This window comes from Rhodanobacter lindaniclasticus (assembly GCF_004799035.1).
Taxonomy (GTDB): Bacteria; Pseudomonadota; Gammaproteobacteria; order Xanthomonadales; family Rhodanobacteraceae; genus Rhodanobacter; species Rhodanobacter lindaniclasticus.
Genome location: NZ_MWIO01000043.1, coordinates 1 through 26,280, shown reverse-complemented (window position 1 = coordinate 26,280; position 26,280 = coordinate 1). Strand labels below are relative to the sequence as shown.

Here is a 26,280-nt window from a genome sequence, read left to right as displayed (position 1 = left end):
CGCGTGCAGGAAGTTACGATGCGCGACAGGGCGGTGACGCGGTTCCGCGCGCCAGGGGGATCAACGGGTGTGTCACCAGACCTTCGTCAGCCCGCCTGACGGGCAACAGGTCGGTTGCCGCCAAAACGTTCCAGCTCGACCCATCAAGTCAGGGAGGACATCGCGTGAAGAAAGTCGTGCTCGTGGTCATCGTGATCGCCGTGGCGATCTGGTATTTCGACATCAGCCGCAGGATGACCGAAAGCTCGATCCGCGCCAGCTACCAGGCACAGATCGAGGCCCTGCAGCGATTCGACGCCAAGCCGCTGTGCGACGCGCTGGACGACAGCTACCAGGCCACCGTGACGGCCCGCGGATCGGCCCGCGCGCCGAGCGCGAAAGACAAGGCCGGCGCATGCGCGGACCTCACCCGTACCCTGCGCCGCATGAAGACCCTGAGCGAACGCACCGGCGGCCTGCTGGAGCCGGATTACGACTACGAGATCAAGTCGATCGAGCTCGCGGACGATCGCAAGACCGCCACCGTGGAAATCGCCAGCGTCATGCGCATCGGCGACATGACCCTCGCCCGCTCCCGCTCGGTGGACCACCTGATCCGCCGCCTGGGCCGCATCCGCAGCGTCAGCAGCGAAGAAACCGTGTGGGCGTACCGGCCAGAATAGGCTGAAGCGGCCGCCCGCCGCATGGCTCTGGACACCTCCGCAGTCGCCCTTCACCATGGCCCCATGAACCTCCTGCTCGACCTGTTTGACCACACCGAAAGGGCGCCCGAAATCGAGGCGGCCATTTCTCGCATGGCCGAACAGGGGGATACCGCACGCGGCGCAGTATTCACTCGTCCGGAAGTCGTCAACGCCATCCTGGATCTCTGCGGCTACCGTAGCGACCGCCCTCTGCATGGAATGCGCTTGCTGGAACCCTCGTTCGGCGCGGGAGACTTCCTACTCTGTGCTGCGGATCGCCTGTGGGCAGCATTCATCAACGAGGGTGGATCGCCGGAATCAGCGCTTGCGAAGTTGCGCGGTGCAATCACGGGGGTGGAATTGCATGCGGCCACATTCGATCTGACAGCGAGAAAACTGCAGACCCAACTTGTCGGACACGGTGTAAACGCCGACGATGCCGCCGCTCTGTGCAAATCATGGCTGATCCGCGACGACTTCCTGTTGTCGCGCATCGAGGGCAGTTTCGACGTCGTGGTGGGCAACCCGCCCTACGTGCGGCAGGAACGCATCCCGGCCGCGCTGCTGAACGAGTACCGCCGTCGCTTCCGCACGCTTTATGATCGCGCCGACCTGTACGTGCCATTTTTCGAACGCGCTCTGGACCTGCTGGCCGTCGGCGGTGTCCTCGGCTACATCTGCGCCAACCGCTGGCTGAAGAACCGCTACGGTGGGCCGCTCCGCGAAAAGATCACGCGTGGCTACTGGTTGAAGTACTTCGTCGACATGGAAGGCGCGTCAGCCTTCCACTCGGATGTGATCGCCTACCCCGCCATTACCGTATTGCAGCACGCGCCCTCCGAATCGGAAACCAGCCGACTAACCCGCGCCGCCGACGCCGAGGCGGTGGCAGCGCAACCACTGCCTGCGCTGGTCGAGGCATTACTCGATGGCAGCAGCGAACCTGGCACCATAGTCGAGTTCTCACTGGATGCCGTAGGGTCGGCCCCACTCCTGCTAGACGACATTCCGCGTCTGGTGCTACTGCGGCGCATCGAGCACGCGTTCCCCACACTCGAACAGGCCGGCTGCAAGGTCGGCATCGGCGTGGCCACCGGTTGCGACCGCGTATTCATCGGTAGCTTGGAAGGCCTGCCGGTGGAGCCCGACCGCAAGCTTCCCCTAGTGATGGCACGAGACCTCGTGGATGGCGGCATCCGCTGGGGCGGCAAAGGCGTACTGAATCCGTTCGATCCATCGGGGCAACTCGTTCCGCTGGACTCATTCCCGCGATTCAGGCGCTACTTGCATGAGCACCGGAACAGCGTGGCCCGTCGCCATGTCGCCCAGCGCAACCCGGACGGGTGGTATCGCACCATCGACCGCATCCAGCCCGGGCTGTTGGAAACACCCAAGCTACTGGTGCCCGACATCAAGGGCGAAGGAGTCTTCGTCATCGACGAAGGCCGGTACTACCCGCACCACAATCTTTACTTCATCACTTCCGACGAGTGGGACCTACGGGCGCTGCAAACGGTACTTCGCTCATCGCTGACACTGATGACGGTAGCGACTTATTGCACACGTATGGCCGGCGGGTTCCTGCGTTTCCAGGCGCAATACCTGCGTCGCATCCGTGTTCCGCACTGGAGCGATGTCGGCGAGCCCATGCGCGAACGGCTGATCGGAGCGGCTTCGGCCAAGGCCCAGCACGACATTGATCTGCCGGTGTTCGAACTGTACGGGTTGAATGCAGCGGAGGCGTTGCGCACCCGCGAAATCGCCGACGCCGCGCGCGTCGCGAAAGGCCTCTCCCGATGACCGCAAGCCTGCTTCCCCCGGCGTTTGACCAACTCACGCAACAAGCCGTGCATACGTTCTGGCATTCCCGCAACAGTGGCAGCGTCAATGCCAGCTCGGGAGATGGCCGCACCGCGGTTGTCGGCGGCAAGAACATGGATGGTTTCATTGACGTTATCCGCGCCGTGGTGAAGCACTGTGGACTGCCCGAAGATTCGGTACACGTGCGCAAGTCGAAAGTGGTCCTTCCCGGATTCTTCCGCGCCACCAAGAACTGGGATGTGCTGGTCGTCCACAGGCAACGGCTGCTTGGCGTCTTCGAGTTCAAGTCGCAGGTTGGTTCGTTCGGCAACAACTTCAACAATCGCAGCGAAGAAGTGATCGGATCGGCTGCCGACCTTTGGGTCGCCCATCATCATGGCGCTTACGGCGGCATTCCCAAGAGCCGGAGACAGGTGCAGGAATATTCGCCGGCACTGCTCAATCCAGTGATCCAGTCGGATCCCCGCCCACCCTTCCTGGCGTGGCTCATGCTGCTGGAAGAATGCGAAGCGTCCCTGCGATCCGTCCGCTGCGACGAACCGCATTTTCCGGTCTTCGAGGAGTTTCGTGACGCTTCGTACGCACGCCGATACCAGATCCTGTGCGAGCGCCTGGTGGAGCGCCAGCTCTACAGCGCCGCGGCGCTGGAACTGACGCCAACCGGCAAGGATAGCCACCGGGCGTTGTCCCCGGCGACGAGCATCCGAAACATGTTCTCGGAGTTTGCCGGCCGCATGCTGGCCGCCGCACAGGGCGACTGAACTCGGCGCGACCTCATTTCCGCACCCGCATCGTCAACCCTTTCAGGAAATTCCGCAGCAGCTGGTCGCCGCACAGCTTGAAGTTCTTGTGGTCGCTCTGGCGGAACAGCGCGCTGAGTTCCGGCTTGGAGACGGGGAAACCGGCGGACTCGAGGATCTGGTGCATGTCCACGTCCTTCAGCTCGAACGCCACGCGCAGCTTCTTCAGCACCACGTTGTTGGTGACGCGCTTCTCCGGCGGGCGCGGCGGGCGGCTTTCGTCCTTGCCGCGGCGGTGGAACACCAGGCCATCGAGGAACAGCGCCAGCATCCTGTTGCTGCATTCGACGTAGCCGGGCTCGTCGTCCTTCTTCAGCATCGCCTGCACCTCCTCCTTCGTCACCGGCGCAGCGGCATCGGCCAGGTGGATCAGGTCCACCACCTTGCCGTCGCTCAGGTCGAGCATGTAGCGGATGGCGCGCAGTACGTCATTGTTGATCATGTCGTTCCGAAGGGGCGTGCGTAGGGCCGCCATGCTACCGCGATGGTCCGGCGAGTTTCAGTCGCACAGGCTCAACCCCTTTTCCGTGCGCGCAGCGTTTCATCTTCCACACCCGGAGGAGAACCGACGCGATGAACACGAAAACCCTGTGGCGCAGCTTGTTGATGGCCTTGCTGGTGATGCTTGCCGGCTGTGGCCACCGGCCAACCGCCGAGCCGGTCAGGACCGGCCATGCCGCCAGTGCCGCGGCAACGCGGAACGACCAACTACCCGTAGCCACGTCAATACCTTCCGCGCGTCCGTTGCAGGAAACGGCACCCCGGGCGGCGCACGAAACCACCCTGCCTTCGCCGCCACGAATGCCACCGCCGCCGTATCTGCTGACCCGGGCAGCTCCGCGCTTGCCTCCCGCACCGCCAGCAATGGTCACGGCGCCATTGGCAGCGGGCAAACGCATGGCTTCCGCCATGCCGGTGATGGCGCCGACCTTCATGCCGCCGAACCAGCCGTTGCCCGGCGACATCAACACCGAGAACTACACCCACCGCGATACCAATCCGGTGCAACTGGTCAGCGAACAGCCGGTGTCCACCTTCAGCATCGACGTGGACACCGGCGCGTACACCAACGTGCGGCACATGCTCAACGCCGGCCGCCTGCCGCCGGCCGATGCGGTGCGTGCGGAGGAGTTCATCAACTACTTCGATTACGGTTACACGCCGCCAGCCGATCGCGCGCAGCCGTTCAGCGTCGCCACCGAACTCGCGCCGGCGCCGTGGAATGCGCAACGCCAACTGCTGCTGGTCGGGATCCAGGGCTATCGCGTGCCGGCCGCGCAGATCCCGGCATCCAACCTGGTGTTCCTGATCGACACCTCCGGTTCGATGAACGAGCCGGACAAGCTGCCCTTGCTGAAGGCCTCGCTCAAACAGCTGGTGCGCCAGCTTCGCGCGCGTGATCGCGTGGCCATCGTCACCTACGCCGGCCGCGCCGGCGTGGCCCTGCCCTCCACCGCCGGCGACCGCCACGCCACCATCGACGCGGCCATCGACAGCCTCGACGCACGCGGTTCCACCAATGGCGGCGCGGGCATCGAACTGGCCTACGCGCAGGCCGCGCAAGGCTTCATCGAGGGCGGCGTGAACCGGGTGATCCTGGCCACCGACGGTGACTTCAACGTGGGTACGGTCGACCCGCAGGCGCTGAAATCCATCGTCGAGGACCATCGCAAGGGCGGCGTGGCATTGACCACGCTGGGCTTCGGCGAAGGCAACTACAACGACGCGATGGCGGTGATGCTGGCCGACGCCGGCAACGGCAGCCATCACTACATCGACAACCTCGCCGAAGGCCGCCGCGTGCTGGTGGACGAGATGTCCGCGACGCTGCTGACCATCGCCAAAGACGTGAAGATCCAGCTGGAGTTCAACCCGGCCCAGGTGCAGGAGTACCGCCTGATCGGCTACGAGAAGCGCCTGCTCAAGCGCGAGGATTTCAACAACGACCAGGTCGACGCCGGCGAGATCGGCGCCGGTGCCAACGTCACCGCGATCTACGAGATCACTCCGACCGGCTCCGCCGGTGCGCGGATCGACCCGCTGCGCTACGGCAGCCGCGCCGAGCCGCAAGGCCACGGCAACGAGCTGGGCTTCCTGCGCCTGCGCTACAAGTTGCCGGGGCAGTCGGCGAGCCGCCTGATCGAACAGCCGATCGCCGCGCAGGCCGAGGCCGAAGCCGGCGAGCGGCTGCGCTGGGCCGCCGCAGTGGCCGCGTTCGCCGATGCCCTGCGCGGCGGCAAGTACCTGGACGGCTACGGCTACCGCCAGATCGCGCAGCTCGCCGACGGTGCCCGCGGCCGGGATGCCGACGGCTACCGCGCCGCCTTCGTGCAGTTGGTGAAGCTGGCCGAGGGCCTGGCCACGCCCGCCCCGGCCAGCCCTGAAACTTTCGCGCGTTGAGCCATTCGGCCCCGCCGCGTCGATAGCCGTGATGACCGCAGCCAGTCTCCCCGCTGCCGTCTTCCCCCACGGCGATCGCGCGGCGGGGTCGATACTCGTCGCACCGCGGACCCCGCACGAGCCGCCCGCACACCGCCGATTTGCCTTAACCTCGCAATCCATGGATGCTCCGGTCGATCCCGATGCGATGCTGATGCTGGCCTACGCGCGCGGCGACCTTGCCGCGTTCGAGGCGCTGTACGCGAAGCATCGCGGCACGCTGTACCGGTTCCTGCTGCGCAGCCTGCGCGATCCCCAGCGCACCGACGAGCTGTTCCAGGAAACCTGGAGCCGGGTGATCGCCGCCCGCGTGCGCTACCAGCCGCAGGCGAAGTTCAGCACCTGGCTGCTGCAGATCGCGCACAACCTGCTGGTCGATGCGCTGCGCCGCCAGCGCCCCACCGCCGATGGCGAGGAAGCCGAACTGGCACTGTCCTGCGTCGCCATTCCCGAACACGAGCAACCCGAGCACGCCTGGTCCGATTTCGAGCGCCGCCGCCACCTGCAGCGCGCCATCGAGCAGTTGCCCGACGAACAACGCACCGCCATCCTGTTGCGGCTGGAGCAGGAACTGAGCCTGGAGGAGATCGCCGAAGTGACCGGCAGCGGCCGCGAGACCGTGAAGTCGCGCCTGCGCTATGCCATGACCCGATTACGCGAAGCGCTGTCCGAATGACCACGCCCCTGCCACCGAACGATCCCGCCGCTCCGGACGAGAAGCTGCCCGGCGAAGCCGAACTGGCCGCGCTGTACCGGCAGCTGCCGCAGCGCGAGCCCGGTCCCGGGCTGGACGCCGCCGTGCTGCATGCTGCGGCGAAGGCGCTCGGCGTCGACCGGGCGCCGTTGCACACCGAACGCCGCAAGAATCCGCGCGAGTCCGGCGACTGGGTGCACCCCAAGCCGTTGTCGGCGATCAAGGCTCGCGCGATCCCGTCGGTCGAATCGGCCACGCGCGCACGGCGTCGCCACCTGCCGCACTGGCTGGTGGCGCTGGGCAGCGCGGCCAGCCTGGTACTGGTTGCCGGCCTGGCCTGGCACATGCGCTCGACACCGACGGCTTCGTCGCTGTCGACCGAAACGGCCACACCGGCACAGGCCGTCGCGCCACCCACCGCCGGGCAAGCCGCCGATCGCGCCGCTGCCGCCGCGGCGCCGTTACCGCGCATGCAGGCAACCGAAGCGGCCAGGCGCCAGTCGATGGCGGCAAGGAAACAAGCTGTCGCCCCCGCCTCCGTTGCGGAAAAGACGGCCCCACCGCCGCCGCTGCCGTCGATGGTCAGGGCGCCAGCGCAACCGCAGATGACCACCGCGGGGCCACCGGCGCCACCACCCCCGCCGGTGCCGGTGCTGCTCGAAATGCCCGCGCCTGCACCTGCTGCGCCGCCCGCCGACGCCATGGCGAAGGAAGCCGCACCCGCGGCGGCCCGCGTCGCCACACCTGCCGAGGAACTGACGCGGATCGAGCAGCTGTTCGCGCGGGGCGACGAACACGAGGCGCAGCAGCGCCTGCTCGATTTCCACCGCGCCCATCCGCAATGGCCGCTGCCGCCGGAACTGCAGGCGAAACTCCCCAGGCCGTGAGCGAGCCGCTGTCCACCCTCGCCGCGCGTTGCCGCCACCAGCAGGACATCCGCAAGAGCCGCTTCCTGGCCATCGCCGAGCCGGTCACTTCGACCACCCAGGCGCTGGCCTTCCTGCGCGAGGTCGCCGACCCGGCCGCCACGCACAATTGCTGGGCCTGGCGCATGGGCCAGGATTACCGCTTCAACGACGACGGCGAACCCGGCGGCACCGCGGGCCGACCGATCCTGCAGGCGATCGAAGGTCAGCAGATGGACGGCGTGATGGTCGTGGTCACGCGCTGGTACGGCGGCATCAAGCTCGGCGCCGGCGGCCTCGCCCGCGCCTATGGCGGCACCGCCGCCGAATGCCTGCGCCTGGCCGACCGGGTGCCGATCGTGGCGATGGCGCGGTTCGGCTTGCGCGTGGAGTTCGCCGCGCTCGCCCTGCTCAAGGCCCGCCTCAGGGATCTGCAGGCGGAGGTCGAGTCGGAACAGTTCGGCGCCGACGGCGTCACCCTGCAACTGCAACTGCCCGCAAGCCGCGCGGAGGAGCTGACGCTGCTGGTACGCGACCTCACCCGCGGCCGCAGCGAAGCGCACCGCCTCGATTGATCGCGCCCCCTCGCAGGAGCTCGCTCGCGGGCGATGCTCCTGGAGCCGGGATTCGGGATTCGCGCAATCAAAAGCGTCGCCCGCGAGCGGGCTCCTGTCCGGACGTGTGGTTTGCGGATTGAATCGGCGGGCTTCTGCCCCACTTCAGTGGCTGCGTGCCGCCGTGCGCATCCCTCCGGACATCCTGCGAGTATCCATGAGCGACGCCGCCACCGACACGCCCCGCCCGTCCCGCCGCCTCGGCGCCCTGCGCGGACTGTGGCCGTTCCTGAAACCGCACCGCGCGCTCGCCATCGGCTGGCTGGTGTTCCTGGGGCTGTCCTCGGGCGCCTCGCTGACCCTGCCGCTGGCGTTCCGCCACATCATCGACAAGGGCTTCGGCCACGCCAGCCAGGCGGCGATCAACGAGACCTTCATCGCCCTGTTCGGCGTGGCGCTGGTGCTCGCCGTGGCCACGGCAGCACGCTATTTCTGCATCACCCTGCTGGGCGAACGCGCGCTGGCCTCGCTGCGGCAGACACTGTACGCGCAGGTGATCCGGCTGGACGTGGCTTTCTTCGAGCGCAGCCGCGTCGGCGAGTTGCTGTCGCGGCTCAGCGCCGACACCGAAGTGGTGCAGGCGCTGATCGGCTCCGGCGTGTCGGTGGCGTTGCGCAGCGTGGTGATGCTGGTCGGCGCCAGCGCCATGATGGTATGGACCGCGCCCTCGCTGGCCGGACTCACCGCGCTGGTGATCCCCGCCGTGATGCTGCCGATCCTGGTCTTCGGCCGCCGCGTGCAGAAGCTCTCGCGCGCCAGCCAGGATCGCCTGGCCGACGCCGCGGCGATCGCCAACGAAACGCTCAACGCCTCCACCGCAGTGAAAGCGTACGCGCGCGAGAACATCGAAAGCACCCGCTACAGCCACGCGATCCTGCGCGCGCTGGCCACCGCGCGCCGGCGCATCGGCATGCGCGCGTTGCTGACCATGGCGGTGATCGTGCTGGTGTTCGGCGCGATCACCCTGGTGCTGTGGGCCGGTGCGCAGCATGTGCTGACCGGCACGCTGGACCCCGGCGTGCTGGGCCAGTTCGTGCTGTACGCGGTGTTCGCCGCCGGCTCGGTCGCCGGGCTCTCCGAGGTGTGGGGCGACGTGCTGCGCGCGGCCGGTGCGATGGAGCGCCTGGGCGAACTGCTCGACGAGCGCCCCGAAATCGTCGCGCCGGCGCAGCCGCTCGCCCTGCCGCGACCGATCAGCGGCGCACTGCGTTTCGACGGCGTCAGCTTCCACTACCCGAGCCGCCCCGACGCCCCCGCGCTGCACGACTTCACGCTGGACGTGCGCCCCGGCGAAACCGTCGCCCTGGTCGGCCCCTCCGGCGCCGGCAAGAGCACGGTGTTCTCGCTGCTGCTGCGTTTCTACGACCCGCAGAGCGGCCGCATTTCCATCGACGGCATCGACCTGCGCGCGGTGACGCTGGACGACCTGCGCGGCGCGATCGCGCTGGTGCCGCAGGAGACCGTGATCTTCAGCGGCAGCGCCGCCGACAACATCCGCTTCGGCCGCGACGGCGCCAGCGACGAGGAGGTACGCGAGGCGGCCCGCGCCGCCGAGGCGCACGACTTCATCAGCGCCCTGCACGACGGCTACCAGGCCGAGATGGGCGAACGCGGCGTGCGCCTGTCCGGCGGCCAGCGCCAGCGCATCGCGATCGCCCGCGCGATCTTGCGCGACGCACCGCTGCTGCTGCTCGACGAGGCCACCTCGGCGCTCGACGCGCAATCCGAGGCGGCGATCCAGCAGGCGCTGGAACGCCTCGAGAAAGGCCGCACCACGTTGGTGATCGCCCATCGCCTCGCCACCGTGCAGCGCGCCGACCGCATCGTGGTGCTCGACGGCGGCCGCATCGTGGCGCAAGGCACGCATGAAAGCCTGCTCGCCGAAGGCGGCCTGTACGCCGAGCTGGCGCGGTTGCAGTTCGTGGCCTGACTCGAATCCTCCATCCAGAATCCCGGCCTTCCATGTCCATCGTCCTCACTCCCTTCGCCCGCAGCCGCCTGTTCCCCCGCGACAAGCGACCCAGCGCCATCCAGGATTGCAGCGCCGACGATTTCGAGCAGCGCCTCAACAACGAGATGCCGCTGAAGGTGCTCGACGGCTACGCGCCGTTCTGCAAGCTGCACGTGCACCGCAACTGGACCTCCACGCGCTGCACCGCCACGCCGATCACCGAAGCCAATCGCCACCTGCTGCGCTCGGCCTACGAGGCGCGCAGCACCGAGGAATTGCCGGTACTGGTGCGCTGGTTCGAGGGCATCGACCCGCCGGTGGCGAACTACCTGCTGCCGATCCTCTACGGCCGCGAACAACTGGCGAAGGAAGGTTCGCCGATCGAGGCCGACTGGGGCGTGGTCGGCTGCCTCTACACCACCGAACCGGAAGAGATCCCGATGGTGCCGATCACCATGCTGCGCAACGCGCTGGGCGTGGAAGAAGGCGGCTCGGGCGTGCCGCTGGATCGCGTGGCGTATCGGCGTGCGGTGACCTTCTGGGAGGCACACGCGAACTGGCGCGGTTGAATGCCGGCCCTTGATTTGTGCCAGGAAAGCGCGCATTCCGAAAAGACACGGCGCACATCACGGGATCCACACCATGCAATCCTTCGGCAAACCCGCCCGCGGCGAACGCCTGGAACGCCTGCACGACCTGCCGTTGTGGGACGGCGAGCGGCTGCACAACATCCATCCGGTGCTGCCCGGTTTGCGCGATGCTTCCGCGTCCAAGCCCACCCTGCGCGACTTCGTCTGCGGCGGCCCGGATCGCACACCGTCGGCGCCCCTGCCCGCCGACGATCCGCGCAGCGCGTGGCTGAAGCCACCGGCCAGCGGTCTTCGCGCCACCTGGCTGGGCCATTCCACCGTGCTGCTGGAGATCGACGGCTGGCGCGTGCTGACCGATCCGGTGTGGGGCCAGCGCGCCTCGCCTTTCGCCCTGCTCGGCCCCAAACGCTTCCAGCCGGTGCCGGTGAGCCTGCGCGAGCTGCCGCCGATCGACGCGGTGGTGATCTCGCACGACCATTACGATCACCTGGACTATCCGACCATCCGCGCGCTGGCAAAGTCGGACGTCCCCTTCGTCACCTCGCTCGGCGTCGGCGCGCACCTGGAGGCCTGGGGCATCGCACCGTCGCGCATCACCGAGCTGAGCTGGTGGCAGACCCATCGCGTGCCGGGCACCGGGCTGGCCATCACGGCCGCGCCGTCGCAGCATTTCTCCGGGCGTGGCCTGAAGGATCGCAACCTCACCCTGTGGTCGTCGCTGGTGATGCAGGGCGAACGGCACAGCGTGTTCTTCAGCGGTGACACCGGCCTCACCGACGAATACGAAACCATCCGCGAGCGGCTCGGCCCGTTCGACCTGGTGATGCTGGAGGTCGGTGCGTTCCATCCCTCGTGGGGCGACATCCACCTGGGCCCGGCCAATGCGCTGAAGGCGCACGAGATGCTCGGTGGCGGCGTGCTGATGCCGGTGCACTGGGGCACGTTCGCGCTGTCCACGCACGCGTGGGACGAACCGGTGGAAACGCTGCTGACGCTGGCCGACCCGCAGCGGGCACACCTGCTGTTGCCGCAGCTCGGCCAGGCGACCGAGCCGGCGGAACGCAGACCGGCGACGCCATGGTGGCGAAGCGACGAAAGAACCGCGCGGAAACGCGCTGTCCAGCCCGATCCCGCCGAGGCCGCCGACGCCGACCGCCTCGCGGGCGCGGTTCCGTGGCCGCTCGACTGAACGGGTCGAATCGGCTTCCGGTGCGTCCGATTGCAGCTAGCATCGCCGACATGAAGACGATCCTCCCGGTATTGGACAAACACCCAAACTTCCCGTCGACGTTCGGCGTGATCGCCAAGGCGATGTGTCTCGCTCTCATCGGAACGATCGGCGGCTGCGCCACGTCGCCGGCTGCCGCGCAAGTCGGCGCTGGACCGGCAGCCCTTCCCGCACCCGCTGCGCTGCCGCAACCGTCGGACAGGCCGTTCCGGGGCGGGATCGAACTGGCCATCAGCGCCACCGACACCGATCACCAGGTGTTCTTCGTGCACGAGACGATCCCGGTGCAGGAGGCCGGCGACATGGTGTTGCTCTACCCGGAATGGGAAACCGGCAGCCACGCACCCAGCGCCTCGGCCATCGAACTCGCAGGCCTGGAAACGCGCATCGACGGGCAACGCATCGAGTGGCGCCGTGATCCGGTCGACATGCATGCGTTCCATCTCGGCGTGCCGGCAGGCGCTCGAACGGTCACGCTGGATTTTCAGTTCCTCGCGCCGGCCCGTGCCAACTTGTTGCGGCCGGACATGGTCGTGCTGCCGTGGCACCGCATGCTGCTGTATCCCGCGGGCTGGTATGTCCGCGACCTGCCGGTGGCGGCAACGCTCGAGCTTCCGCAAGGCCTGCGCGCTTTCACGTCACTGGCGTTCCAGCCGGGCAGCGATGGGACGCTCCGGTTTGCGCCGGTGACGCTCGAGCGCCTCGTCGACGCGCCGGTGTACGCCGCACGGTATTGGCGACAGATTCCTCTCGACGTCCCCGCGACGAAACCCGTGAATCTCGACCTGGTGGGCGACGCGCCGGGCGACCTCGTCGTCGCTCCCGCTGAACTGGGCAGGATGAAGACACTGCTCGCGCAGACACTGGCGGTCTTCGGACCGGGTCCTTATCGGCACTACGATGCCATCGTCTCACTCAGCGACGGGCTCCCCCACAGCGGCGGCATCGAACATCTGGAGGAAGGCGAGAACAATCTCCCCGCCGACTACTTTCGCAATACGGAACAGCAACTCAACAATCGCGACCTGGTCGCGCACGAGTTGGTCCACGCATGGAACGGACGCTGGCGGCAACCTGCCGACCTCTGGTCGCCGACCTTCAACCAGCCGGTCGATGGCTCGCTCTTGTGGGTGTACGAAGGGCAGACCGAGTTCTGGGGGCGCGTGCTGGCCGCGCGGGCGGGCCTGCGCGACCGGCAACAGACCCTCGACAAACTGGCGATGGATGCCGACTTCGTGGCCAACCGAAGTGGTCGTGCCTGGAAAACACTGCAGGACAGCACCAACGATGCCATCTACATGGCCGGCAACCGGATGTCCTGGCGCGACTGGCAGCGTCGCGAGGACTACTACGCCGAGGGTGTCCTCTTGTGGCTGGACGTCGATGCGCGGCTGCGTGAACTCAGTAACGGCCGGCGAGGCCTGGATGATTTCGCCCGGCACTTCTTCAGGACTGATGGCCGCACCGGGAGCACGAGAACCTATACGTTCGACGATGTCTGCACCGCCTTGAACGCTGTCGCCGCAGACGACTGGCCGGCCTTTCTCCGCCGCCACCTGCACACCCGCGTCACGGCTGACGCGCTCGCAGGCTTGGCGCGTGCCGGCTGGAGCCTCACGTACAGCACGATACCCAGCGAAACCTTCCGCCAGGACGAACAGGAGGCGGGGGTCAGCAATCTCGACGACTCGATCGGGCTGCAAATCGACGAAGACGGCCGGGTGGCTTCGGTGCAATGGCAGGGCCCCGCCTTTCGGGCGGGTCTGTCGCCCGGAGCCCATGTCATCCAGGTCAATGGCGAGCCGTTCTCCACGCACGCCCTGCTGGCGGCCGTGGCCGCGTCGGCGAAGCGGCCCGTGACTGTCGTCTTCAACATGGGCGATCACAAGAAGAAGGCGTCGATCGCCTATGCGGGCGGCTTGCGCTACCCCCACCTGGAGCGCATCCCCGGCACCCCCGACCGACTGTCCGCCTTGCTCCGCGCGCGTTGACGGGAACGCTGTCACACTCCCGAACCCTCCCCTGCTGGACAGGGGAGGGAAACGGCAAGCATGCTGCGTGAGGAAGGCGGAGGGACCGAATCAGCCCGCCAGTGACTTGTTGTCGATCACGAAGCGGTACTTCACGTCGCCCTTGACCATGCGGTCGTAGGCCTCGTCGATCTGCTGTGCGCGGATCATCTCGATGTCCGAGACGATGCCGTGCTCGGCGCAGAAATCCAGCATCTCCTGCGTCTCGGCGATGCCGCCGATCAATGAGCCGGCGATCGCGCGGCGCTTGAAGATCAGGTTGCCGATGTTCGGCGATGGATGCGGATGCTCGGGCACGCCGACCAGCACCATGCTGCCGTCGCGCTTGAGCAGGCTGGTGTAGGCATCCAGCGAGTGGCTGGCGGCGACGGTGTTGAGGATGAAATCGAAGCTGCCCGCGTGCGCCTTCATCTCGTCGGCATTGCGCGAAACCACCACCTCGTTCGCGCCCAGCTCCAGCGCCGCCTGGCGCTTGCTGTCGGAGGTGGTGAACGCCACCACGTGCGCGCCCATCGCGTGGGCGAGCTTCACGCCCATGTGGCCCAGCCCGCCGATGCCGACCACGCCGACCTTGCTGCCCGGGCCGACCTTCCAGTGCCGCAGCGGCGAGTACGTGGTGATGCCGGCGCACAGCAGCGGCGCGACGGCGGCCAGTTGCGATTCGGGGTGGCGGATCTTCAGCACGAACTTCTCGTCGACCACGATGCGCTGCGAGTAACCGCCCAGGGTATGGCCGGGCGCGTCCGCCGTCCGGCCGTTGTAGGTGCCGACGAAGCCGTTCTCGCAGTATTGCTCCAGGCCTTCGTCGCAGGCCGCGCAATGCCGGCAGCTGTCGACCATGCAGCCCACGCCCACGGTGTCGCCGACCTTGAAGCCGCCGACCTCGCTGCCCACGGCGCTGACGTGACCGACGATCTCGTGGCCGGGCACGCAGGGATAGCGCGTGCCGCCCCACTCGGAACGCACGGTATGCAGGTCCGAGTGACACACCCCGCAATAGGCGATCTCGATCTGCACGTCCCGCGGGCCGGGCGCGCGGCGCTCGATGTCCAGGGCTTGCAGCGGCTTGTCGGCGGCGTACGCGCCGTAGGCTTTGGTGGTCATGGCATTTCCTTGGGGTATGAGATTGGGGGAAAGCGGAGCACAGCCCTACACGATATTCCTCATCGTCGAGCTTCTCCATCCACCCGGGAGAACCGTGCTCGTTCACGTATCGACGCGGCCTTGCCTATCGCGATGATCGGAAAAACCGAATGGCTTGTTTACGCGTCCGGGGGCAGACTGGATGCGGTCATCCAGGCCGGCTCTCATCGAAGGAGGGAAACCCATGTCCGACGACCGGAACAAACCCCACGGCGGCTCCACCACCGGCGCCGGCGCCCCCGCCGTCAGCGACCGCAACTCGCTGAGCATCGGCCCGAACGGCCCGCTGCTGCTGCACGACGTGCACTTCCTCGAACAGATGGCGCACTTCAACCGCGAGAAGGTGCCCGAGCGCCAGCCGCACGCCAAGGGCGCCGGCGCGTTCGGCGTGCTCGAAATCACCGAGGACATGTCGCGCTACACACGGGCGGCGCTGTTCCAGAAGGGCGCGAAGACCGACATGCTGGCGCGCTTCTCCACCGTCGCCGGCGAATCGGGCAGCCCGGATACCTGGCGCGACGTGCGCGGCTTCTCGCTGAAGTTCTACACCGACGAAGGCAACTACGACCTGGTCGGCAACAACACGCCGGTGTTCTTCATCCGCGACCCGATGAAGTTCCCGCACTTCATCCGCAGCCAGAAGCGCCTGCCCGACTCGGGCCTGCGCGACAACCACATGCAGTGGGACTTCTGGACGTCCAATCCCGAAACCGCGCACCAGGTCACCTACCTGATGGGCGAGCGCGGCCTGCCGCGCACCTGGCGGCACATGAACGGCTACGGCTCGCACACCTACATGTGGATCAATGCCAGGGGCGAGAAGTTCTGGGTGAAGTACCACTTCCATACCCGCCAGGGCATGGCTTTCTTCAACAACGCCGAGGCGGCCGCGATAGCCGGCGAGAACGCCGACTTCCACCGCGCCGACCTGTTCAACGCGATCAGGCGGGGCGAGTTTCCGGTGTGGGACCTGTCGGTGCAGGTGATGCCGTATGCGGAGGCGAAGAATTACCGCTTCAATCCGTTCGACCTGACCAAGGTCTGGTCGCACAAGGATTACCCGCTGATCAAGGTCGGCACGATGACCTTGAACCGCAACCCGGAAAACTTCTTCGCGCAGATCGAACAGGCCGCCTTCTCGCCGGGCAACACGGTGCCGGGCGTCGGCCTGTCGCCGGACAAGATGTTGCTCGGCCGCGCGTTCGCCTACGCCGACGCGCAGCGCAACCGCATCGGCACCAACTTCCACCAGTTGCCGGTGAATCAGCCCAAGGTGCCGGTGAACACGTACATGTTCGATGGCCAGATGGCCTACCACCACAGCGGCAACGCGCCCGTACATGCGCCCAACAGCGGCGGTCGCCCGTGGTCGGACGACACCGGCCCGGTCGAGAACGGCTGGGAAGCCGACGGCGAGATGGTGCGCAGCGCGTACACCCTGCACGCCGAGGACGACGACTTCGGCCAGGCCGGCACCCTGGTGCGCGAGGTGTGGAACGACGCCCAGCGCGCGCAGTTCGTCGACCAGGTCGCCGGCAGCCTGCTCGGCGGCGTGCGCAGCCCGGTACTGGAGCGCGCCTTTGCGTACTGGAAAAACGTTGACGCGAAGGTCGGCCAGCAGATCGAGGACAAGGTGCGCGCCGGCAGTGCCGCGGAGCCGGCCGAGGGCATGGGCGAAGGCTGATCGCCCTCACACCCTGCCGACTCCCGTCACACCCGCAGGAGCCCGCTCGCGGGCGATGCTCTTGTCGGGTGTCGGGGTTCGACAGCCGCAAACCAAAAAAGCATCGCCCGCGAGCGGGCTCCTGCGGGCGACGGCGTCCCGGTGGAACCGTCTGCTTAATCCTCATTCACCACGTTCACGCAGCCATTTCATCGGCACTGCTTCCATCGAACTCCCCACGAGTCGGTACCCGGCCCGTCGTGGCCGGCTGGCGACGTCACCGAAGAAGGAGTCCCTGATGACCAAGCGCACGCTTCCGTTGTTGATCGGCCTGTCGTTGTGCACGGCCGCCATGGCGCAGCAGGCGCCCGCCCCCGCGCAATCCGGCACCACCACGCAGATCGTCACCACGACCACCCGCTGGGGCACGCAGCCGCCGGAAGGCGCGCTGACCGAGGACGCCATCAAGACGGCGATCGCCAATGCCGGCTACAAGGAGGTCAAGGGACTCAAGTTCAAGGATGGCGTATGGCGCAGCCGGGCCCGCGGCGGCAACGACCAGTGGGTCAAGATCGCGGTGGGTCCGCTGAGCGGCAAGGTCTACGTCACCGACGCCCCGTCCCAGCTCAACAAGGACGAAATCAAGGCCAGGCTCACCACCGCCGGCTACGAGAAGATCCACGACGTGGAATACGAGCACGGCCTGTGGAGCGCCGAAGCCGACACCTCCGACGGCACCGATGTCGACCTGCTGGTCGACCCCGACGACGGTAGCGTGGTGGCCAGGTCGCGCGATTGACATGGCGTCTGCGATGACGCCGCTTTCACCGCTGACGACGCCAGCGGCTGCCCATGCTCCGACAAAACCGTCGCAGTCGACGCAATGAAAGTCTCGCCAGCAGTTTGACCGCTGGTGGCGGCGAGGCTCGCTCCGGCACCGCCAGGCGGCGTGCCAGGCGCGCATCAGTGATGTGGCCATGCAGGAACAGCAGGTCGGTCCAGAGCGAGCTCATGGGGGTGCATCCGGTCAGTGCGATGAGGAAGCCCGGCCAACTGCCCTTCGGGCCCGGGCTCCTTTACAGCGGATTGGCTCAGCGGTCGATGCGCCGCCAGACCGACACGGGCACGTTGCCGTCCGGACGCGGCGGTACCCGGTAGCTGAGCGTGTCGCCCTGCAACTCGAAACTGCGGTGTTGCTCCTGCCCCTCCCAGTTGGGGAAGGAGGCGCCTTCGATGCGGAACACCAGATGGTGCCGGTCCGGTTCGACCGCGACCGTGCCGTAGTGGGTGCTCGAGCCCATCACGGCCGCCTGGTATTCCGGCGCGGTCGCCTTGGCCTTGCTCGGATCGGCGAAGCGCGGGCGATCGGTGCGGTAGAGCTGCAGCGAGTAGTGCCCCATGCGGTCGATCAGCAGCAGGCCTTTCGGCGCATCGCCGTAGTCGCTCGAGCGCGAGCCATCCGGATGCAGCACGTCGGCCGCCACCAGGGTCCAGGTTCCGGCCAGCGAGATGTCGCCGCGGGTGTCGATGGCCGGGGCGCCGGAGGCGCTGGCCATGGCGGGCAGCAGACTGGCGGTGGCGGCAAGGCGGAAGAACAGGCGGTGCAGGTTCATGGGGTTTCCTCCTTCGGATGGGACGCGCACGCATGGGCGAGACCCGGATGATCGTAGGCCTTGCGAACATACGTAAAAAGCGAATAATTCGAGGCAAACACTTTCGTATTGCTTACCAATGCCGATCCCCAATCTCGACATGGATGCGTTGCGCAGCCTGGTGGCGATCCTGCACCGGGGCGGCTTGGCCCGCGCCGCGGAACGGGTCGGGCGCTCGCCTTCGGCGATCAGCCAGCAGATGCGCAAGCTGGAGTTGCAGTTGGGCGAACCGCTGTTCCGCAAGCAGGGCCGCCGCGTGGTGTTGACCGAGGCGGGCGACCGGGTGCACGCCTACGCGTGCCGCATCCTGGAACTCAACGACGAAGCGGTCCACGCGGTGCGCGGCGCGACGGTCGACGGCACCGTGCGCTTCGGCCTGCCGGGTGATTTCGCCGAGTCCTGGTTGCCGGCGGCGCTGGGGCAGTTCCGCAAGGCTTACCCCGCGGTGCGGGTGGATGTGCTGGTCGAACCCAACCGGCGCCTGCTCGAACGGCTCGACCGCGGCGAGCTTGATCTGGTGCTTGCCATGAACCAGGGCGCACGCGCGGATGCCGAGCGTCTGGCCACGCTGCCGATGACCTGGATCGGACCGGCAGGAGCGGGCGAAGTCGTGCGCCCCGATACGGTGCTGGATCTGGCGCTCTACCAGCCGCCGTGTTTCTTCCGCCAGGCGGGTACGGCTGCACTGGACCAGGCCGGCATCGCCTGGCGGCCGGCTTTCGTCACCGCCAGCCTGCACAGCCTGTGGGCCGGAGTCGCCGCCGGTCTGGGCCTCACCGTGCGCACCGGCGTCGACCTGCCGCCCACGCTGATGCGCCTGGACGAACGGCACGGCCTGCCGCCGCTGCCGCGCGTGGAGCTGTGTCTGCATGCCGCTTCCGGCTCACCGCCGGCGGCACTGACCCACCTGCGGCAAGCGGTGATGGAGCAGGCACGGACGCATCTGGGTCAGGCGGGTCAACACAAAAAAAAGGGCGACACGCTCAGGCGTGGGCGAGCCGTACCAGCAGACGCGATGCCCGCCTGAGTCACCGTGCCGGGCACGCCTTGCCGACGACGGTCAGAAGGTCGACGCGCAGCTCAATCGAAATGCTCCATGTCGTCCGGCAGGCGCAGCCATGCATGCTTGCGCTCCTCGTAGACCGACACGCGCGGCGGGGGGAAATGCGGATCGGCAAAGGCACCGACCGCCACGGTGACGAACCCCGGCAACGCATCGGCCTGCCAGCACACGGTGGCGCCGCAGTCGCCGCAAAACCGGAAGTGGGCGATGCTGCCGCTGTCACCGGCCTGGGCGTATTCTCTGCCCTGCCCCTCGATCGTCACCGCATCCGACGGGAACCGCGCCTGCATGCCGAACACGCTGCCCGTGCGCTGCTGGCACGCGAGGCAATGGCAGATCGACACCCGCACCGGCTCGCCGCGCGTGCGGACGACGAGCTTTCCACAGCGGCAGGTTGCCTGGCGGTCGGTCATGGAAGCTCCAATGGCATCGGGCAGCAGCGGGGTCGTTCCCGTCCCCGGGACCATCGACCCGGGTGACACCTTACTGCCGACGCAGTTGGCCGTCACCAATGCCCTGGCAAAGCCGCCACAGCCAGCCGGGCGCGGACTTTGCCGGCGCGATGGCGGTCGGCGGCGGTGCGGGTCGCTTCGCTGCATCCAGTCGGCGCGCCAGGCGCGCATCGGTGATGTGGCCATGCAGGAACAGCAGGTCAGTCCAGAGGGAGCTCATGGGGCGGTGCGTCCAGTCGGTGCGGAGGAAGACGTTCAGTCGCGGGTGTCGCCGCTGAGCGTGGTGGCCAGCATCGAGGGGCGCTGGCTGAAGCGCGCGTACCAGGCGGACAGGCGCGGGCGGCCCTCGGCGAACGGATAGACCTGGCGGAAGGCGATCCAGCTGAGCGTGGTGGCCAGGGCGATGTCGCCGATGTCGGGCACGGCTTCTGCCGGTGGCGCCTCGCCGAGCTCCTGTTCGAGCAGGTCGCAGGCCGCGGCGATCTTGTCCAGCTGGCCCTGCAGCATGGGCGGCCAGCGCGAGGCTTCGGGGCGGCGCTCGGCCTCCCAGCGCGCGGCGATGCCGGCGTCGGCCATGCCCAGCGCCAGGGCCTGCCGGCGCAGGGCGCCGAAGCGTGCGCCGGGTTCGGCCGGGATGATCCGGGTACCGTCATGCAGGCCGTCGAGGTATTCGCAGATCACGCTGGAGTCGAACAGCGCCGGGCCGTCGTCGAGGACCAGCACCGGCACCTTGCCGAGCGGGTTGAGCGCGAACACCTCGTCATTGCGCCGGGTGGGGCTGGTGTCGTGGTGCACCACCTCGAGGCGATGCTGCAGCCCGAGTTCGTGGGCGGCGACGAGCACCTTGCGCGCATAGGGCGAGTGCGTCTGGTAGAGAAGTTTCATCGGTGGGCGTGCTCCGCAAGACAAAGCGTGATCAGGCCGCCAGCAGGCGTTCGCGCATGGCGGGCGACAGGTTGCCGCCGCAGAGGATGGTCGCCACGCGGCGACCGGCGAAGCGCTGCGGCAGGTCGAGGATGGCCGCCACGCCGACCGCGCCGGACGGCTCCACGGCAATGCCGAGGTGGCGGTGGATGAGGCACATGGCCTCGAAGATCTGCGCCTCGGACACGGCGACCACCTCGTCGCAACACGCGCGCAGGTGTGCGAGCGTGGCGGCGATCGGCACGCGCACCGCGATGCCGTCGGCGATGGTTTCGGCGTGGGCGGTTTCGATGACGCGCCCGGCGTCGATCGACAGCTTCATCGCCGGCGCACCGGCGGCCACCACCGCGATGATTTCCGCCTGCGGCGCCGCGTGCCGGATCGCGGTGCCGACCCCGGCCAGCAACGCGCCGTTGCCGAGCTGCACCACGACGGCGTCCAGCGGCGCCGACGTGGCCAGTTCGAGCGCGAGCGTGCCGGCGCCTTCGGCCAGCTCGGCTTCGCTGCCGTCCTCCACGAAGCGCTGGCCGGCGGTGGCGGCATGCTCCCGTGCGGCGTCCTTGGCCGCATCGAAGTCGGCGCCGGCCAGCCGCACGTCGGCGCCGAGGCGGCGCATCGCATCCAGCTTCACCGGGTTGGCGGTTCGGGCGGCGAACACGGTGCAGGCATGGCCGCGCCGGATCGCCGCCCGCGCCAGGCCCTGACCGAAGTTGCCGGCCGACGCACAGACCACCGGCTCGCCCGGCTGCAGCGCCAGCGCGGCGAACAGCTCGGTGCCGCGCCCCTTGAACGAGCCGATCGGGTTGGCGGTTTCGTCCTTGGCGAGCAGTCGGCAGCGCAGCGCCGCGTCGAGCGTGGCGCTGGTGTGCGTGGGCGAATCCAGGAATACCGGATCGATGTGACGCGAGGCGTCGAGGATGCGATCGAGGCGGGTTTGCATGGGCATGGACGAAGGCTCGCAGCGACGTGGAGGCGACGACCTATGCTAGGTTTCCGCGGCGCGGCGAAGTGGCGTTGTCTGCCCGCGAAACAGGTTTTCTCCCCGCCCCACGAGGTGTTTGCGCCCGATGCCCGCCGAACTCGACAAATTCGACCGCCGGATCCTCGCCATCGTGCAGCGCGACGCACGGCGCTCCGCGGAAATGATCGGCACCGACATCGGCCTGTCCGCGTCCGCCGTGCAACGACGCATGGCGCGCCTGCGCGAGGACGGGGTGATCGTGGCCGAGGTCGCGTTGATCGATCCGCGTAGCGTCGACCAGCGGCTCGCCGTGATCGTCGATCTCGAGGTCGAGCGCGAACGGCCCGAGCTGCTGGCCAGCCTGCGCCAGTGGATCGCGTCGGAGCCGGCGATCCAGCAGGCCTGGTACGTGACCGGCGACGGCGATTACGTGCTGGTGGTGAGCGCGCGCGACGTCGACGATTACGACGCACTGATGCAGCGGCTGATCGCCGACAACGCCAACGTGAAACGCTTCCGCACCCGCGTGGCGCTGGACACGCTCAAGCGCGGGCTGGCCGTACCGGTGGACGCGCTGCCTGCCTGATACACCGTCGATGGCAGCGAGCGGGGTAGAACCCCACGAAGGGCAACACGAGTACCGGCAGTCGCCCGAGAGCTCAGGGCAAAGGCATCATGCACCCGGGGTTGACGGAAAGTTTCCTGAGGATTTGTTGGGCGGCGGCTCGACGAACTCGACCTGCCCGCTTTGCCTTTCAACGGTGAGGTTGACCGTACGACCCACCGCCCGGGTTCGATGGGCCACGCCACCAGGCACCACCAAAACCTGCCATGGCCGGAGGACGACCTCTTCCCGATCATAAAATTCGATATGGAGTTCACCAGCCACGACCAGAAACAACTCGTCACTGTCCGGATGGTAGTGCCAGCGGTACTCTTCTTCGAACACCGCCATCCGCAAGCAGTCTGCGTTTACGTTCAGGAGCACCTGGTTCTTGTAGGGCTCCGCGACAGCAGCTTGGAGTGCCTGGATGTCCAGCACTTCCAGACCGGAAAATTTCGCCTGCTCGGCGGAGTACTCAACAACAGAAGGGAACTCGGACGTCATGGTGCCTCCAGTGACCGCGGGCCAACTCCCGCCGCGACTCCGGATTCTATCCCTGGCCGCGCGGCTGGCGTTCGGCAAGGTACTGGTCGCCATCGCCAACAAGCATGCACACCAGCTTTGGGTGATGCTGGCCCACGAGGTGGACTGCAACCCCTGCGCCAGGCGGCACCTCCCGATGCATCGCTCTGCCCGGCTCGCCTGGGGAACCCCATTTCGATTCTCCGTCAGCGCAACCCGGCAGCAACGAGTCAGACCCACCCGGAGAGAACGACGACTTCTACGTTCGGGCCACGCAGGAAATCGCCCGGTGCTCACTTGGCGGTGAAGCTGCGCAGGCTACCGCGCCTGGGCTTCTTCACGGCATCAGGTGGTGCACTTCAAAGTTGAATTCGCCGTTTGTTCTTCTTGATAGCCACGCGCTATGTCCCATCCTCATCGGAGTCTTGCTCGTCGGCCAACTGCTGCATCACGCGATCAAAATCGCTTTCGAAAAGACGGTCCTGCACGATCCGGTATTTCTCGAACTCGCTTTGAGCGTGCAGCCTGGCGGTCTCGGCGGAAATCTTGCCGGCATCGCGCAGGATGTCGCGTTCGGTGAATGCAAGGAACGCGTCAAGCCGCGTGGCCCAATCTTCCATCGTCATCGGAATGTTGCGACGCGCGCGATCCTCGGCCAGGTCGAGGTAGGCGTTGACCACGCGCCCAAGCGCTTCGAGTTCGTCGGCAGTGAGGTAATTCTTGGCCACGGCCACATCGGTTCTGACGATCTTGCCGTTGGGTGCGCCCTCCCAACTGGTCAGGCCCATGTGCGGTTTGCCGCTGTCTGCGCGTTGCTGGATCAGCTCGGCAGCCGTCTGGCCGTGGATGGCGAAGTGCAGCTTGTTCTGCACCTTGGCGAAAAAGGCCTTGGTGGTGGGCGCATCCTTGTTGTAATCGACCGCCGTCGCATAGATGTCGGTGATCTTCTGGTAGAACCGGCGTTCGCTGAGCCGGATCTCACGAACCTCCGCCAGCAGCCGCTCGAAGTAGTCCTTGCCCAGAAACGCGCCGTTCTCCATGCGCTTCCGGTCCAGCACATAGCCTTTCAGGGCGAACTCGCGCAGTACGCCTGTGGCCCATTGGCGAAACTGGGTCGCGCGCACGGAATTGACCCGGTAGCCGACCGAGATAATCGTGTCGAGGTTGTAGAAATCGACATTACGGGCCACCTCACGCTCGCCCTCAACCTGAACTATCCGGAATTTCCGGATAGTTGCTTTCCGCGCCAGTTCTCCCGATTCGTAGACGTTCTTCAGATGCTCGCTCACGGTACGCACGTCCACCGCAAACAGCTCGGCCATCAGCTTCTGCGACAGCCAGACAGTGTCGTTCTCGTAGCGCGCCTCGATGCTCTGTTCGCCAGCTTGGGCCGTGAAGATCAGGAATTCGGCGGTGCTATTGCGAATCAGTTTCTTGTCGTCGTCCGTCATCCCACTCACCTTCAAAGTCACGAAGTGAACCTGACCACACTCCCCGGCCGCAAGAACACAGGGGCTGTGCGAGAGGCATCGGCGGCTCCCGGGGCGAGAGAATCAATATTCTGGCAGTTTTTGGCCAGCTTCTTCAGTCATACATGCGAGGGACAGATCGTGATACCTGCAGGCTCGGTCGCGTTGAGAGGAAATCGGCCTTCCACGTTTTTGCCCCCGACACGTTGTCGAATTTCCTTGCAACGAGCCAAGTGATGGAGGAAATCATTCCAATGCAGTTTCCCCCGTCCTCGTTTGGAAGCCCCCCAGAAGTCCGAAACGACGGAATACGCACCAGCGAGCGCGGCTGGCCCGCTGGCGCGCGTGGGTGCCCGCTAATGGCAGGTGGGCAGTTGCCGCATGACGGGCGACGCGCTGCCCATGAGCACGTGCCCGGGCAGCGCGAGGTAGGTGGCAGGCGCCTCGCGCACGCCGGGTTTCGCCCCGTGCGGTGGCTCCAACCGCTGCTCGTCATAGATGTCGCTGACGATGTCGTGCAGCTTCTCCGCGTCGCGAACGATAGCGTCGCCCATGATCGACAGCGTGGCGTCGGACAACTCGGCGTGATCGCTGCAGGTCACCACGTTGCCAAGAGCCCGAAGGCTGCTCAGCAGCAGGTTGATCTCGTCGATCTGATCCAGGGTGACAGCGAAGAGGTGGCGGTTGCCGGCCTCATCCGTTACCGACTCGGTAACATCCGGTTCCGCAGCTTCTGCGTGAGCCTCCGCGTCCGCATCGGCCTCGCCTGCTGCCGCCCTTTCGCCACGTTCGGCCGGCCAGGAAAGTTCGTCCAGCACCTGGGCGATCTGCTCCTCCAGCAGTTCCAGGCAGATCGCCACTTCGCCCGGGCGAATCTCCGAGAACCACTCCCGATCCTCGTCCGGCCTGCGCGGTCGCGCCAGGTTGGTCAGGAACCCCACGTACTCGCGCAACTGCTTCAGCCGCAGCTGGCTGTCCTCCGGCAGGAAATAGCCGGTCACTCCCAGATCATCCGCATCGAACGTCGACATGATTGCCTCCTAGTTCCATGAAGTGCCCGTCCACGGCATGGCGACGGACGGGAAGTCGGGAGGTTCGAAACCGCACAGAGCCGGCGGGCGTATTCCCCTTGCGGGTGTTGTATTAGCCGCCCTCCCGACGCAGGCTTCGCGTCGGCTTGTACCTGCGAACAGGTACAAAAAACCCACCGGTTTGTCGGAGGTGGGTACCGCTCTGTGTGGAGTTTCGACGCTCCTTGGGATGGAGTCTGCTATTGCACTTGGATGGTGTCAACAGTCGCGTTTGTCCTGATCACCTGGGCAAAGACGTGGACATACCGGGCACCAATGGTGGCTGCAACTCAGTCAGGGGCTAAGTTGGTGAGATCCGTTGCGACGTGCTACATAGGCACTAGGGGCGCTTGTCGCGGCGCGTGAGACGGGGACAAGGAAGAATGACCGAGGAACTTCAGCGCGAAGAGGAGCGTGGTGTGAGCATCCTGCTGCGCTATCAAGGGCCCGCCGTCGACGACGGTACTATGAACGTCTATGATGCCGCCGCCAACATGGTGGCATTCTCCAATTTTGTGGTCGCGGCGGCCCACAAGTTGTACGGCGAGGATGTGCAGGTAACCGCTGATATCACCGCGTTCAAGCACGCGTCGTTCGGTACCGACCTCATGTTCCAGGTCATGCAAGCCACGGCCGCGACCTTGCCGATGTTGCCCAACCTGATCAGCGTGGCCGCAACGGTCAAAGAATCCATCGAGCTGTATCGGTTCCTTAAGGGGGAGGAACCGGCGAGGGTTAAACACATCAACGATCACTCGATCAATGTGACCAACAACTCGGGAAACATCATCGTTGTGCACACACCCTCGTTGCATTTGACGCTGGACAGAAAGGCCGGTGAGGCCGCCGCCCAATTCATCGGCGCAGCCCTATCCAAGCCCGGTGTGAATCAGATTGGGTTCTACCCCGTTTCCACGGACGGTTTGATTAAGGCTGAAAACTCCCGGTCGCGCCGAGCAACTCTACGACGCATGCGCGGGTTGTGGAACCGCTCAAGGTAAT

At 66.8% G+C, this 26,280-nt stretch carries 27 protein-coding genes and 1 pseudogene; 16 read left to right on the top strand and 12 right to left on the bottom strand.

Annotation, left to right across the window (positions count from 1 at the left end):
* Positions 1 to 164: 164 nt before the first annotated feature.
* The 3 genes from B1991_RS14175 to B1991_RS14165 all read left to right on the top strand — a co-directional run bounded on the left by B1991_RS14175 (position 165) and on the right by B1991_RS14165 (position 3,265).
* Positions 165 to 662, top strand: coding sequence for a hypothetical protein (locus tag B1991_RS14175; RefSeq protein WP_136259329.1), 498 nt, complete (start codon positions 165 to 167; stop codon positions 660 to 662).
* 63 nt (positions 663 to 725) lie between these two features.
* Entirely contained in the window at positions 726 to 2,483 is a 1,758-nt protein-coding gene (locus tag B1991_RS14170; protein WP_136259328.1) for an Eco57I restriction-modification methylase domain-containing protein, read from the top strand.
* Positions 2,480 to 3,265: a PaeR7I family type II restriction endonuclease gene (locus B1991_RS14165; RefSeq protein WP_136259327.1), complete on the top strand. Its 786-nt coding sequence runs from the start codon at positions 2,480 to 2,482 to the stop codon at positions 3,263 to 3,265. The genes B1991_RS14170 and B1991_RS14165 overlap by 4 nt, the downstream gene beginning before the upstream one ends.
* A 13-nt stretch (positions 3,266 to 3,278) precedes the next feature.
* Here B1991_RS14165 and B1991_RS14160 read toward each other — a convergent pair whose 3' ends face one another.
* Both B1991_RS14160 and B1991_RS19030 read right to left on the bottom strand, forming a co-directional pair.
* Entirely contained in the window at positions 3,279 to 3,746 is a 468-nt protein-coding gene (locus B1991_RS14160) for a YehS family protein (protein ID WP_136259326.1), read from the bottom strand.
* 34 nt (positions 3,747 to 3,780) lie between these two features.
* The gene (locus tag B1991_RS19030) at positions 3,781 to 4,239 is read right to left on the bottom strand and encodes a hypothetical protein (protein ID WP_246031183.1); all 459 of its coding nucleotides are present in this window, start codon (positions 4,237 to 4,239) and stop codon (positions 3,781 to 3,783) included.
* Between B1991_RS19030 and B1991_RS14155 the strand changes: the two genes are divergently transcribed.
* The 8 genes from B1991_RS14155 to B1991_RS14120 all read left to right on the top strand — a co-directional run bounded on the left by B1991_RS14155 (position 4,202) and on the right by B1991_RS14120 (position 13,716).
* Positions 4,202 to 5,704: a vWA domain-containing protein gene (locus B1991_RS14155; protein ID WP_246031182.1), complete on the top strand. Its 1,503-nt coding sequence runs from the start codon at positions 4,202 to 4,204 to the stop codon at positions 5,702 to 5,704. The two genes, B1991_RS19030 and B1991_RS14155, sit on opposite strands and share 38 nt — an antisense overlap.
* Positions 5,705 to 5,864: 160 nt before the next feature.
* Entirely contained in the window at positions 5,865 to 6,419 is a 555-nt protein-coding gene (locus B1991_RS14150; RefSeq protein WP_136259324.1) for an RNA polymerase sigma factor, read from the top strand.
* Positions 6,416 to 7,324 carry a hypothetical protein gene (locus tag B1991_RS14145; protein ID WP_136259323.1) on the top strand — a complete coding sequence of 303 codons (909 nt, stop codon included), beginning with the start codon at positions 6,416 to 6,418 and terminating at the stop codon, positions 7,322 to 7,324. Before B1991_RS14150 ends, B1991_RS14145 begins: the two co-directional genes overlap by 4 nt.
* A complete protein-coding gene (locus B1991_RS14140) occupies positions 7,321 to 7,917 on the top strand; it encodes an IMPACT family protein (RefSeq protein WP_136259322.1) in 597 nt (198 codons plus the stop codon). The genes B1991_RS14145 and B1991_RS14140 overlap by 4 nt, the downstream gene beginning before the upstream one ends.
* A 196-nt stretch (positions 7,918 to 8,113) precedes the next feature.
* Complete coding sequence (locus B1991_RS14135; RefSeq protein ID WP_136259321.1) at positions 8,114 to 9,886, top strand: ABC transporter transmembrane domain-containing protein; 1,773 nt, start codon at positions 8,114 to 8,116, stop codon at positions 9,884 to 9,886.
* 32 nt (positions 9,887 to 9,918) lie between these two features.
* Positions 9,919 to 10,476 (top strand): DUF3228 family protein, encoded by a 558-nt coding sequence (locus tag B1991_RS14130; RefSeq protein ID WP_136259320.1) that lies wholly within the window; start codon positions 9,919 to 9,921, stop codon positions 10,474 to 10,476.
* A gap of 73 nt (positions 10,477 to 10,549) precedes the next feature.
* A complete protein-coding gene (locus B1991_RS14125; RefSeq protein ID WP_136259319.1) occupies positions 10,550 to 11,686 on the top strand; it encodes an MBL fold metallo-hydrolase in 1,137 nt (378 codons plus the stop codon).
* Positions 11,687 to 11,736: 50 nt separating this feature from the next.
* Positions 11,737 to 13,716 (top strand): M61 family metallopeptidase, encoded by a 1,980-nt coding sequence (locus B1991_RS14120; protein WP_168709656.1) that lies wholly within the window; start codon positions 11,737 to 11,739, stop codon positions 13,714 to 13,716.
* 90 nt (positions 13,717 to 13,806) lie between these two features.
* Here B1991_RS14120 and B1991_RS14115 read toward each other — a convergent pair whose 3' ends face one another.
* Positions 13,807 to 14,859 (bottom strand): NAD(P)-dependent alcohol dehydrogenase, encoded by a 1,053-nt coding sequence (locus B1991_RS14115; protein ID WP_136259317.1) that lies wholly within the window; start codon positions 14,857 to 14,859, stop codon positions 13,807 to 13,809.
* Between the two features lie 223 nt (positions 14,860 to 15,082).
* Between B1991_RS14115 and B1991_RS14110 the strand changes: the two genes are divergently transcribed.
* On the top strand, positions 15,083 to 16,582 hold the full coding sequence (locus tag B1991_RS14110) for a catalase (RefSeq protein ID WP_136259316.1): 1,500 nt from the start codon (positions 15,083 to 15,085) through the stop codon (positions 16,580 to 16,582).
* A gap of 277 nt (positions 16,583 to 16,859) precedes the next feature.
* Entirely contained in the window at positions 16,860 to 17,360 is a 501-nt protein-coding gene (locus B1991_RS14105; RefSeq protein ID WP_136259315.1) for a PepSY domain-containing protein, read from the top strand.
* A 25-nt stretch (positions 17,361 to 17,385) separates the two neighbouring features.
* Here B1991_RS14105 and B1991_RS14100 read toward each other — a convergent pair whose 3' ends face one another.
* Positions 17,386 to 17,574: a hypothetical protein gene (locus B1991_RS14100; protein ID WP_136259314.1), complete on the bottom strand. Its 189-nt coding sequence runs from the start codon at positions 17,572 to 17,574 to the stop codon at positions 17,386 to 17,388.
* Between the two features lie 78 nt (positions 17,575 to 17,652).
* A complete protein-coding gene (locus B1991_RS14095; RefSeq protein WP_136259313.1) occupies positions 17,653 to 18,174 on the bottom strand; it encodes a lipocalin-like domain-containing protein in 522 nt (173 codons plus the stop codon).
* A gap of 118 nt (positions 18,175 to 18,292) precedes the next feature.
* Between B1991_RS14095 and B1991_RS14090 the strand changes: the two genes are divergently transcribed.
* Positions 18,293 to 19,240, top strand: a complete 948-nt coding sequence (locus tag B1991_RS14090) for a LysR substrate-binding domain-containing protein (RefSeq protein ID WP_246031181.1) — start codon at positions 18,293 to 18,295, stop codon at positions 19,238 to 19,240.
* A gap of 53 nt (positions 19,241 to 19,293) precedes the next feature.
* On the opposite strand, the gene B1991_RS14085 is transcribed toward B1991_RS14090, so the two are convergent.
* The 4 genes from B1991_RS14085 to B1991_RS14070 all read right to left on the bottom strand — a co-directional run bounded on the left by B1991_RS14085 (position 19,294) and on the right by B1991_RS14070 (position 21,598).
* Entirely contained in the window at positions 19,294 to 19,689 is a 396-nt protein-coding gene (locus B1991_RS14085) for a GFA family protein (protein ID WP_136259312.1), read from the bottom strand.
* Between the two features lie 70 nt (positions 19,690 to 19,759).
* The gene (locus tag B1991_RS14080; protein ID WP_136259311.1) at positions 19,760 to 19,948 is read right to left on the bottom strand and encodes a hypothetical protein; all 189 of its coding nucleotides are present in this window, start codon (positions 19,946 to 19,948) and stop codon (positions 19,760 to 19,762) included.
* Between the two features lie 35 nt (positions 19,949 to 19,983).
* Positions 19,984 to 20,613 carry a glutathione S-transferase family protein gene (locus B1991_RS14075; RefSeq protein ID WP_136259310.1) on the bottom strand — a complete coding sequence of 210 codons (630 nt, stop codon included), beginning with the start codon at positions 20,611 to 20,613 and terminating at the stop codon, positions 19,984 to 19,986.
* Positions 20,614 to 20,644: 31 nt separating this feature from the next.
* The gene (locus tag B1991_RS14070) at positions 20,645 to 21,598 is read right to left on the bottom strand and encodes a threonine ammonia-lyase (RefSeq protein WP_136259309.1); all 954 of its coding nucleotides are present in this window, start codon (positions 21,596 to 21,598) and stop codon (positions 20,645 to 20,647) included.
* A gap of 121 nt (positions 21,599 to 21,719) precedes the next feature.
* Between B1991_RS14070 and B1991_RS14065 the strand changes: the two genes are divergently transcribed.
* The gene (locus B1991_RS14065; RefSeq protein WP_136259308.1) at positions 21,720 to 22,199 is read left to right on the top strand and encodes an Lrp/AsnC family transcriptional regulator; all 480 of its coding nucleotides are present in this window, start codon (positions 21,720 to 21,722) and stop codon (positions 22,197 to 22,199) included.
* Positions 22,200 to 22,286: 87 nt separating this feature from the next.
* On the opposite strand, the gene B1991_RS14060 is transcribed toward B1991_RS14065, so the two are convergent.
* The 3 genes from B1991_RS14060 to B1991_RS14045 all read right to left on the bottom strand — a co-directional run bounded on the left by B1991_RS14060 (position 22,287) and on the right by B1991_RS14045 (position 25,239).
* A complete protein-coding gene (locus B1991_RS14060) occupies positions 22,287 to 22,721 on the bottom strand; it encodes a cupin domain-containing protein (protein ID WP_246031180.1) in 435 nt (144 codons plus the stop codon).
* 419 nt (positions 22,722 to 23,140) lie between these two features.
* The gene (locus tag B1991_RS14050; RefSeq protein WP_136259306.1) at positions 23,141 to 24,190 is read right to left on the bottom strand and encodes a virulence RhuM family protein; all 1,050 of its coding nucleotides are present in this window, start codon (positions 24,188 to 24,190) and stop codon (positions 23,141 to 23,143) included.
* Between the two features lie 374 nt (positions 24,191 to 24,564).
* Entirely contained in the window at positions 24,565 to 25,239 is a 675-nt protein-coding gene (locus B1991_RS14045; protein ID WP_136259305.1) for an XAC0095 family protein, read from the bottom strand.
* Between the two features lie 422 nt (positions 25,240 to 25,661).
* Between B1991_RS14045 and B1991_RS18705 the strand changes: the two are divergent.
* Positions 25,662 to 26,141: pseudogene (locus tag B1991_RS18705) on the top strand (LAPAL motif-containing putative phage structural protein); the annotation flags it as partial.
* Between the last annotated feature and the right edge of the window lie 139 nt (positions 26,142 to 26,280).

Excerpts from the sequence above, each read along its gene's own strand:
- B1991_RS14170 (WP_136259328.1), top strand. The coding sequence starts at position 726 with ATGAACCTCCTGCTCGACCTGTTTGACCACACCGAAAGGGCGCCCGAA.
- B1991_RS14080 (WP_136259311.1), bottom strand. The coding sequence starts at position 19,948 with ATGAGCTCCCTCTGGACTGACCTGCTGTTCCTGCATGGCCACATCACC.
- B1991_RS14075 (WP_136259310.1), bottom strand. The coding sequence starts at position 20,613 with ATGAAACTTCTCTACCAGACGCACTCGCCCTATGCGCGCAAGGTGCTC.
- B1991_RS14105 (WP_136259315.1), top strand. The coding sequence starts at position 16,860 with ATGACCAAGCGCACGCTTCCGTTGTTGATCGGCCTGTCGTTGTGCACG.
- B1991_RS14070 (WP_136259309.1), bottom strand. The coding sequence starts at position 21,598 with ATGCCCATGCAAACCCGCCTCGATCGCATCCTCGACGCCTCGCGTCAC.
- B1991_RS14060 (WP_246031180.1), bottom strand. The coding sequence starts at position 22,721 with ATGACGTCCGAGTTCCCTTCTGTTGTTGAGTACTCCGCCGAGCAGGCG.
- B1991_RS14050 (WP_136259306.1), bottom strand. The coding sequence starts at position 24,190 with ATGACGGACGACGACAAGAAACTGATTCGCAATAGCACCGCCGAATTC.
- B1991_RS14130 (WP_136259320.1), top strand. The coding sequence starts at position 9,919 with ATGTCCATCGTCCTCACTCCCTTCGCCCGCAGCCGCCTGTTCCCCCGC.
- B1991_RS14090 (WP_246031181.1), top strand. The coding sequence starts at position 18,293 with ATGCCGATCCCCAATCTCGACATGGATGCGTTGCGCAGCCTGGTGGCG.
- B1991_RS14110 (WP_136259316.1), top strand. The coding sequence starts at position 15,083 with ATGTCCGACGACCGGAACAAACCCCACGGCGGCTCCACCACCGGCGCC.
- B1991_RS14085 (WP_136259312.1), bottom strand. The coding sequence starts at position 19,689 with ATGACCGACCGCCAGGCAACCTGCCGCTGTGGAAAGCTCGTCGTCCGC.
- B1991_RS19030 (WP_246031183.1), bottom strand. The coding sequence starts at position 4,239 with ATGAAGGTCGGCGCCATCACCGGCATGGCGGAAGCCATGCGTTTGCCC.
- B1991_RS14045 (WP_136259305.1), bottom strand. The coding sequence starts at position 25,239 with ATGTCGACGTTCGATGCGGATGATCTGGGAGTGACCGGCTATTTCCTG.
- B1991_RS14145 (WP_136259323.1), top strand. The coding sequence starts at position 6,416 with ATGACCACGCCCCTGCCACCGAACGATCCCGCCGCTCCGGACGAGAAG.
- B1991_RS14065 (WP_136259308.1), top strand. The coding sequence starts at position 21,720 with ATGCCCGCCGAACTCGACAAATTCGACCGCCGGATCCTCGCCATCGTG.
- B1991_RS14115 (WP_136259317.1), bottom strand. The coding sequence starts at position 14,859 with ATGACCACCAAAGCCTACGGCGCGTACGCCGCCGACAAGCCGCTGCAA.
- B1991_RS14100 (WP_136259314.1), bottom strand. The coding sequence starts at position 17,574 with ATGAGCTCGCTCTGGACCGACCTGCTGTTCCTGCATGGCCACATCACT.
- B1991_RS14150 (WP_136259324.1), top strand. The coding sequence starts at position 5,865 with ATGGATGCTCCGGTCGATCCCGATGCGATGCTGATGCTGGCCTACGCG.
- B1991_RS14125 (WP_136259319.1), top strand. The coding sequence starts at position 10,550 with ATGCAATCCTTCGGCAAACCCGCCCGCGGCGAACGCCTGGAACGCCTG.
- B1991_RS14165 (WP_136259327.1), top strand. The coding sequence starts at position 2,480 with ATGACCGCAAGCCTGCTTCCCCCGGCGTTTGACCAACTCACGCAACAA.
- B1991_RS14095 (WP_136259313.1), bottom strand. The coding sequence starts at position 18,174 with ATGAACCTGCACCGCCTGTTCTTCCGCCTTGCCGCCACCGCCAGTCTG.
- B1991_RS14135 (WP_136259321.1), top strand. The coding sequence starts at position 8,114 with ATGAGCGACGCCGCCACCGACACGCCCCGCCCGTCCCGCCGCCTCGGC.
- B1991_RS14120 (WP_168709656.1), top strand. The coding sequence starts at position 11,737 with ATGAAGACGATCCTCCCGGTATTGGACAAACACCCAAACTTCCCGTCG.
- B1991_RS14155 (WP_246031182.1), top strand. The coding sequence starts at position 4,202 with ATGGCTTCCGCCATGCCGGTGATGGCGCCGACCTTCATGCCGCCGAAC.
- B1991_RS14160 (WP_136259326.1), bottom strand. The coding sequence starts at position 3,746 with ATGATCAACAATGACGTACTGCGCGCCATCCGCTACATGCTCGACCTG.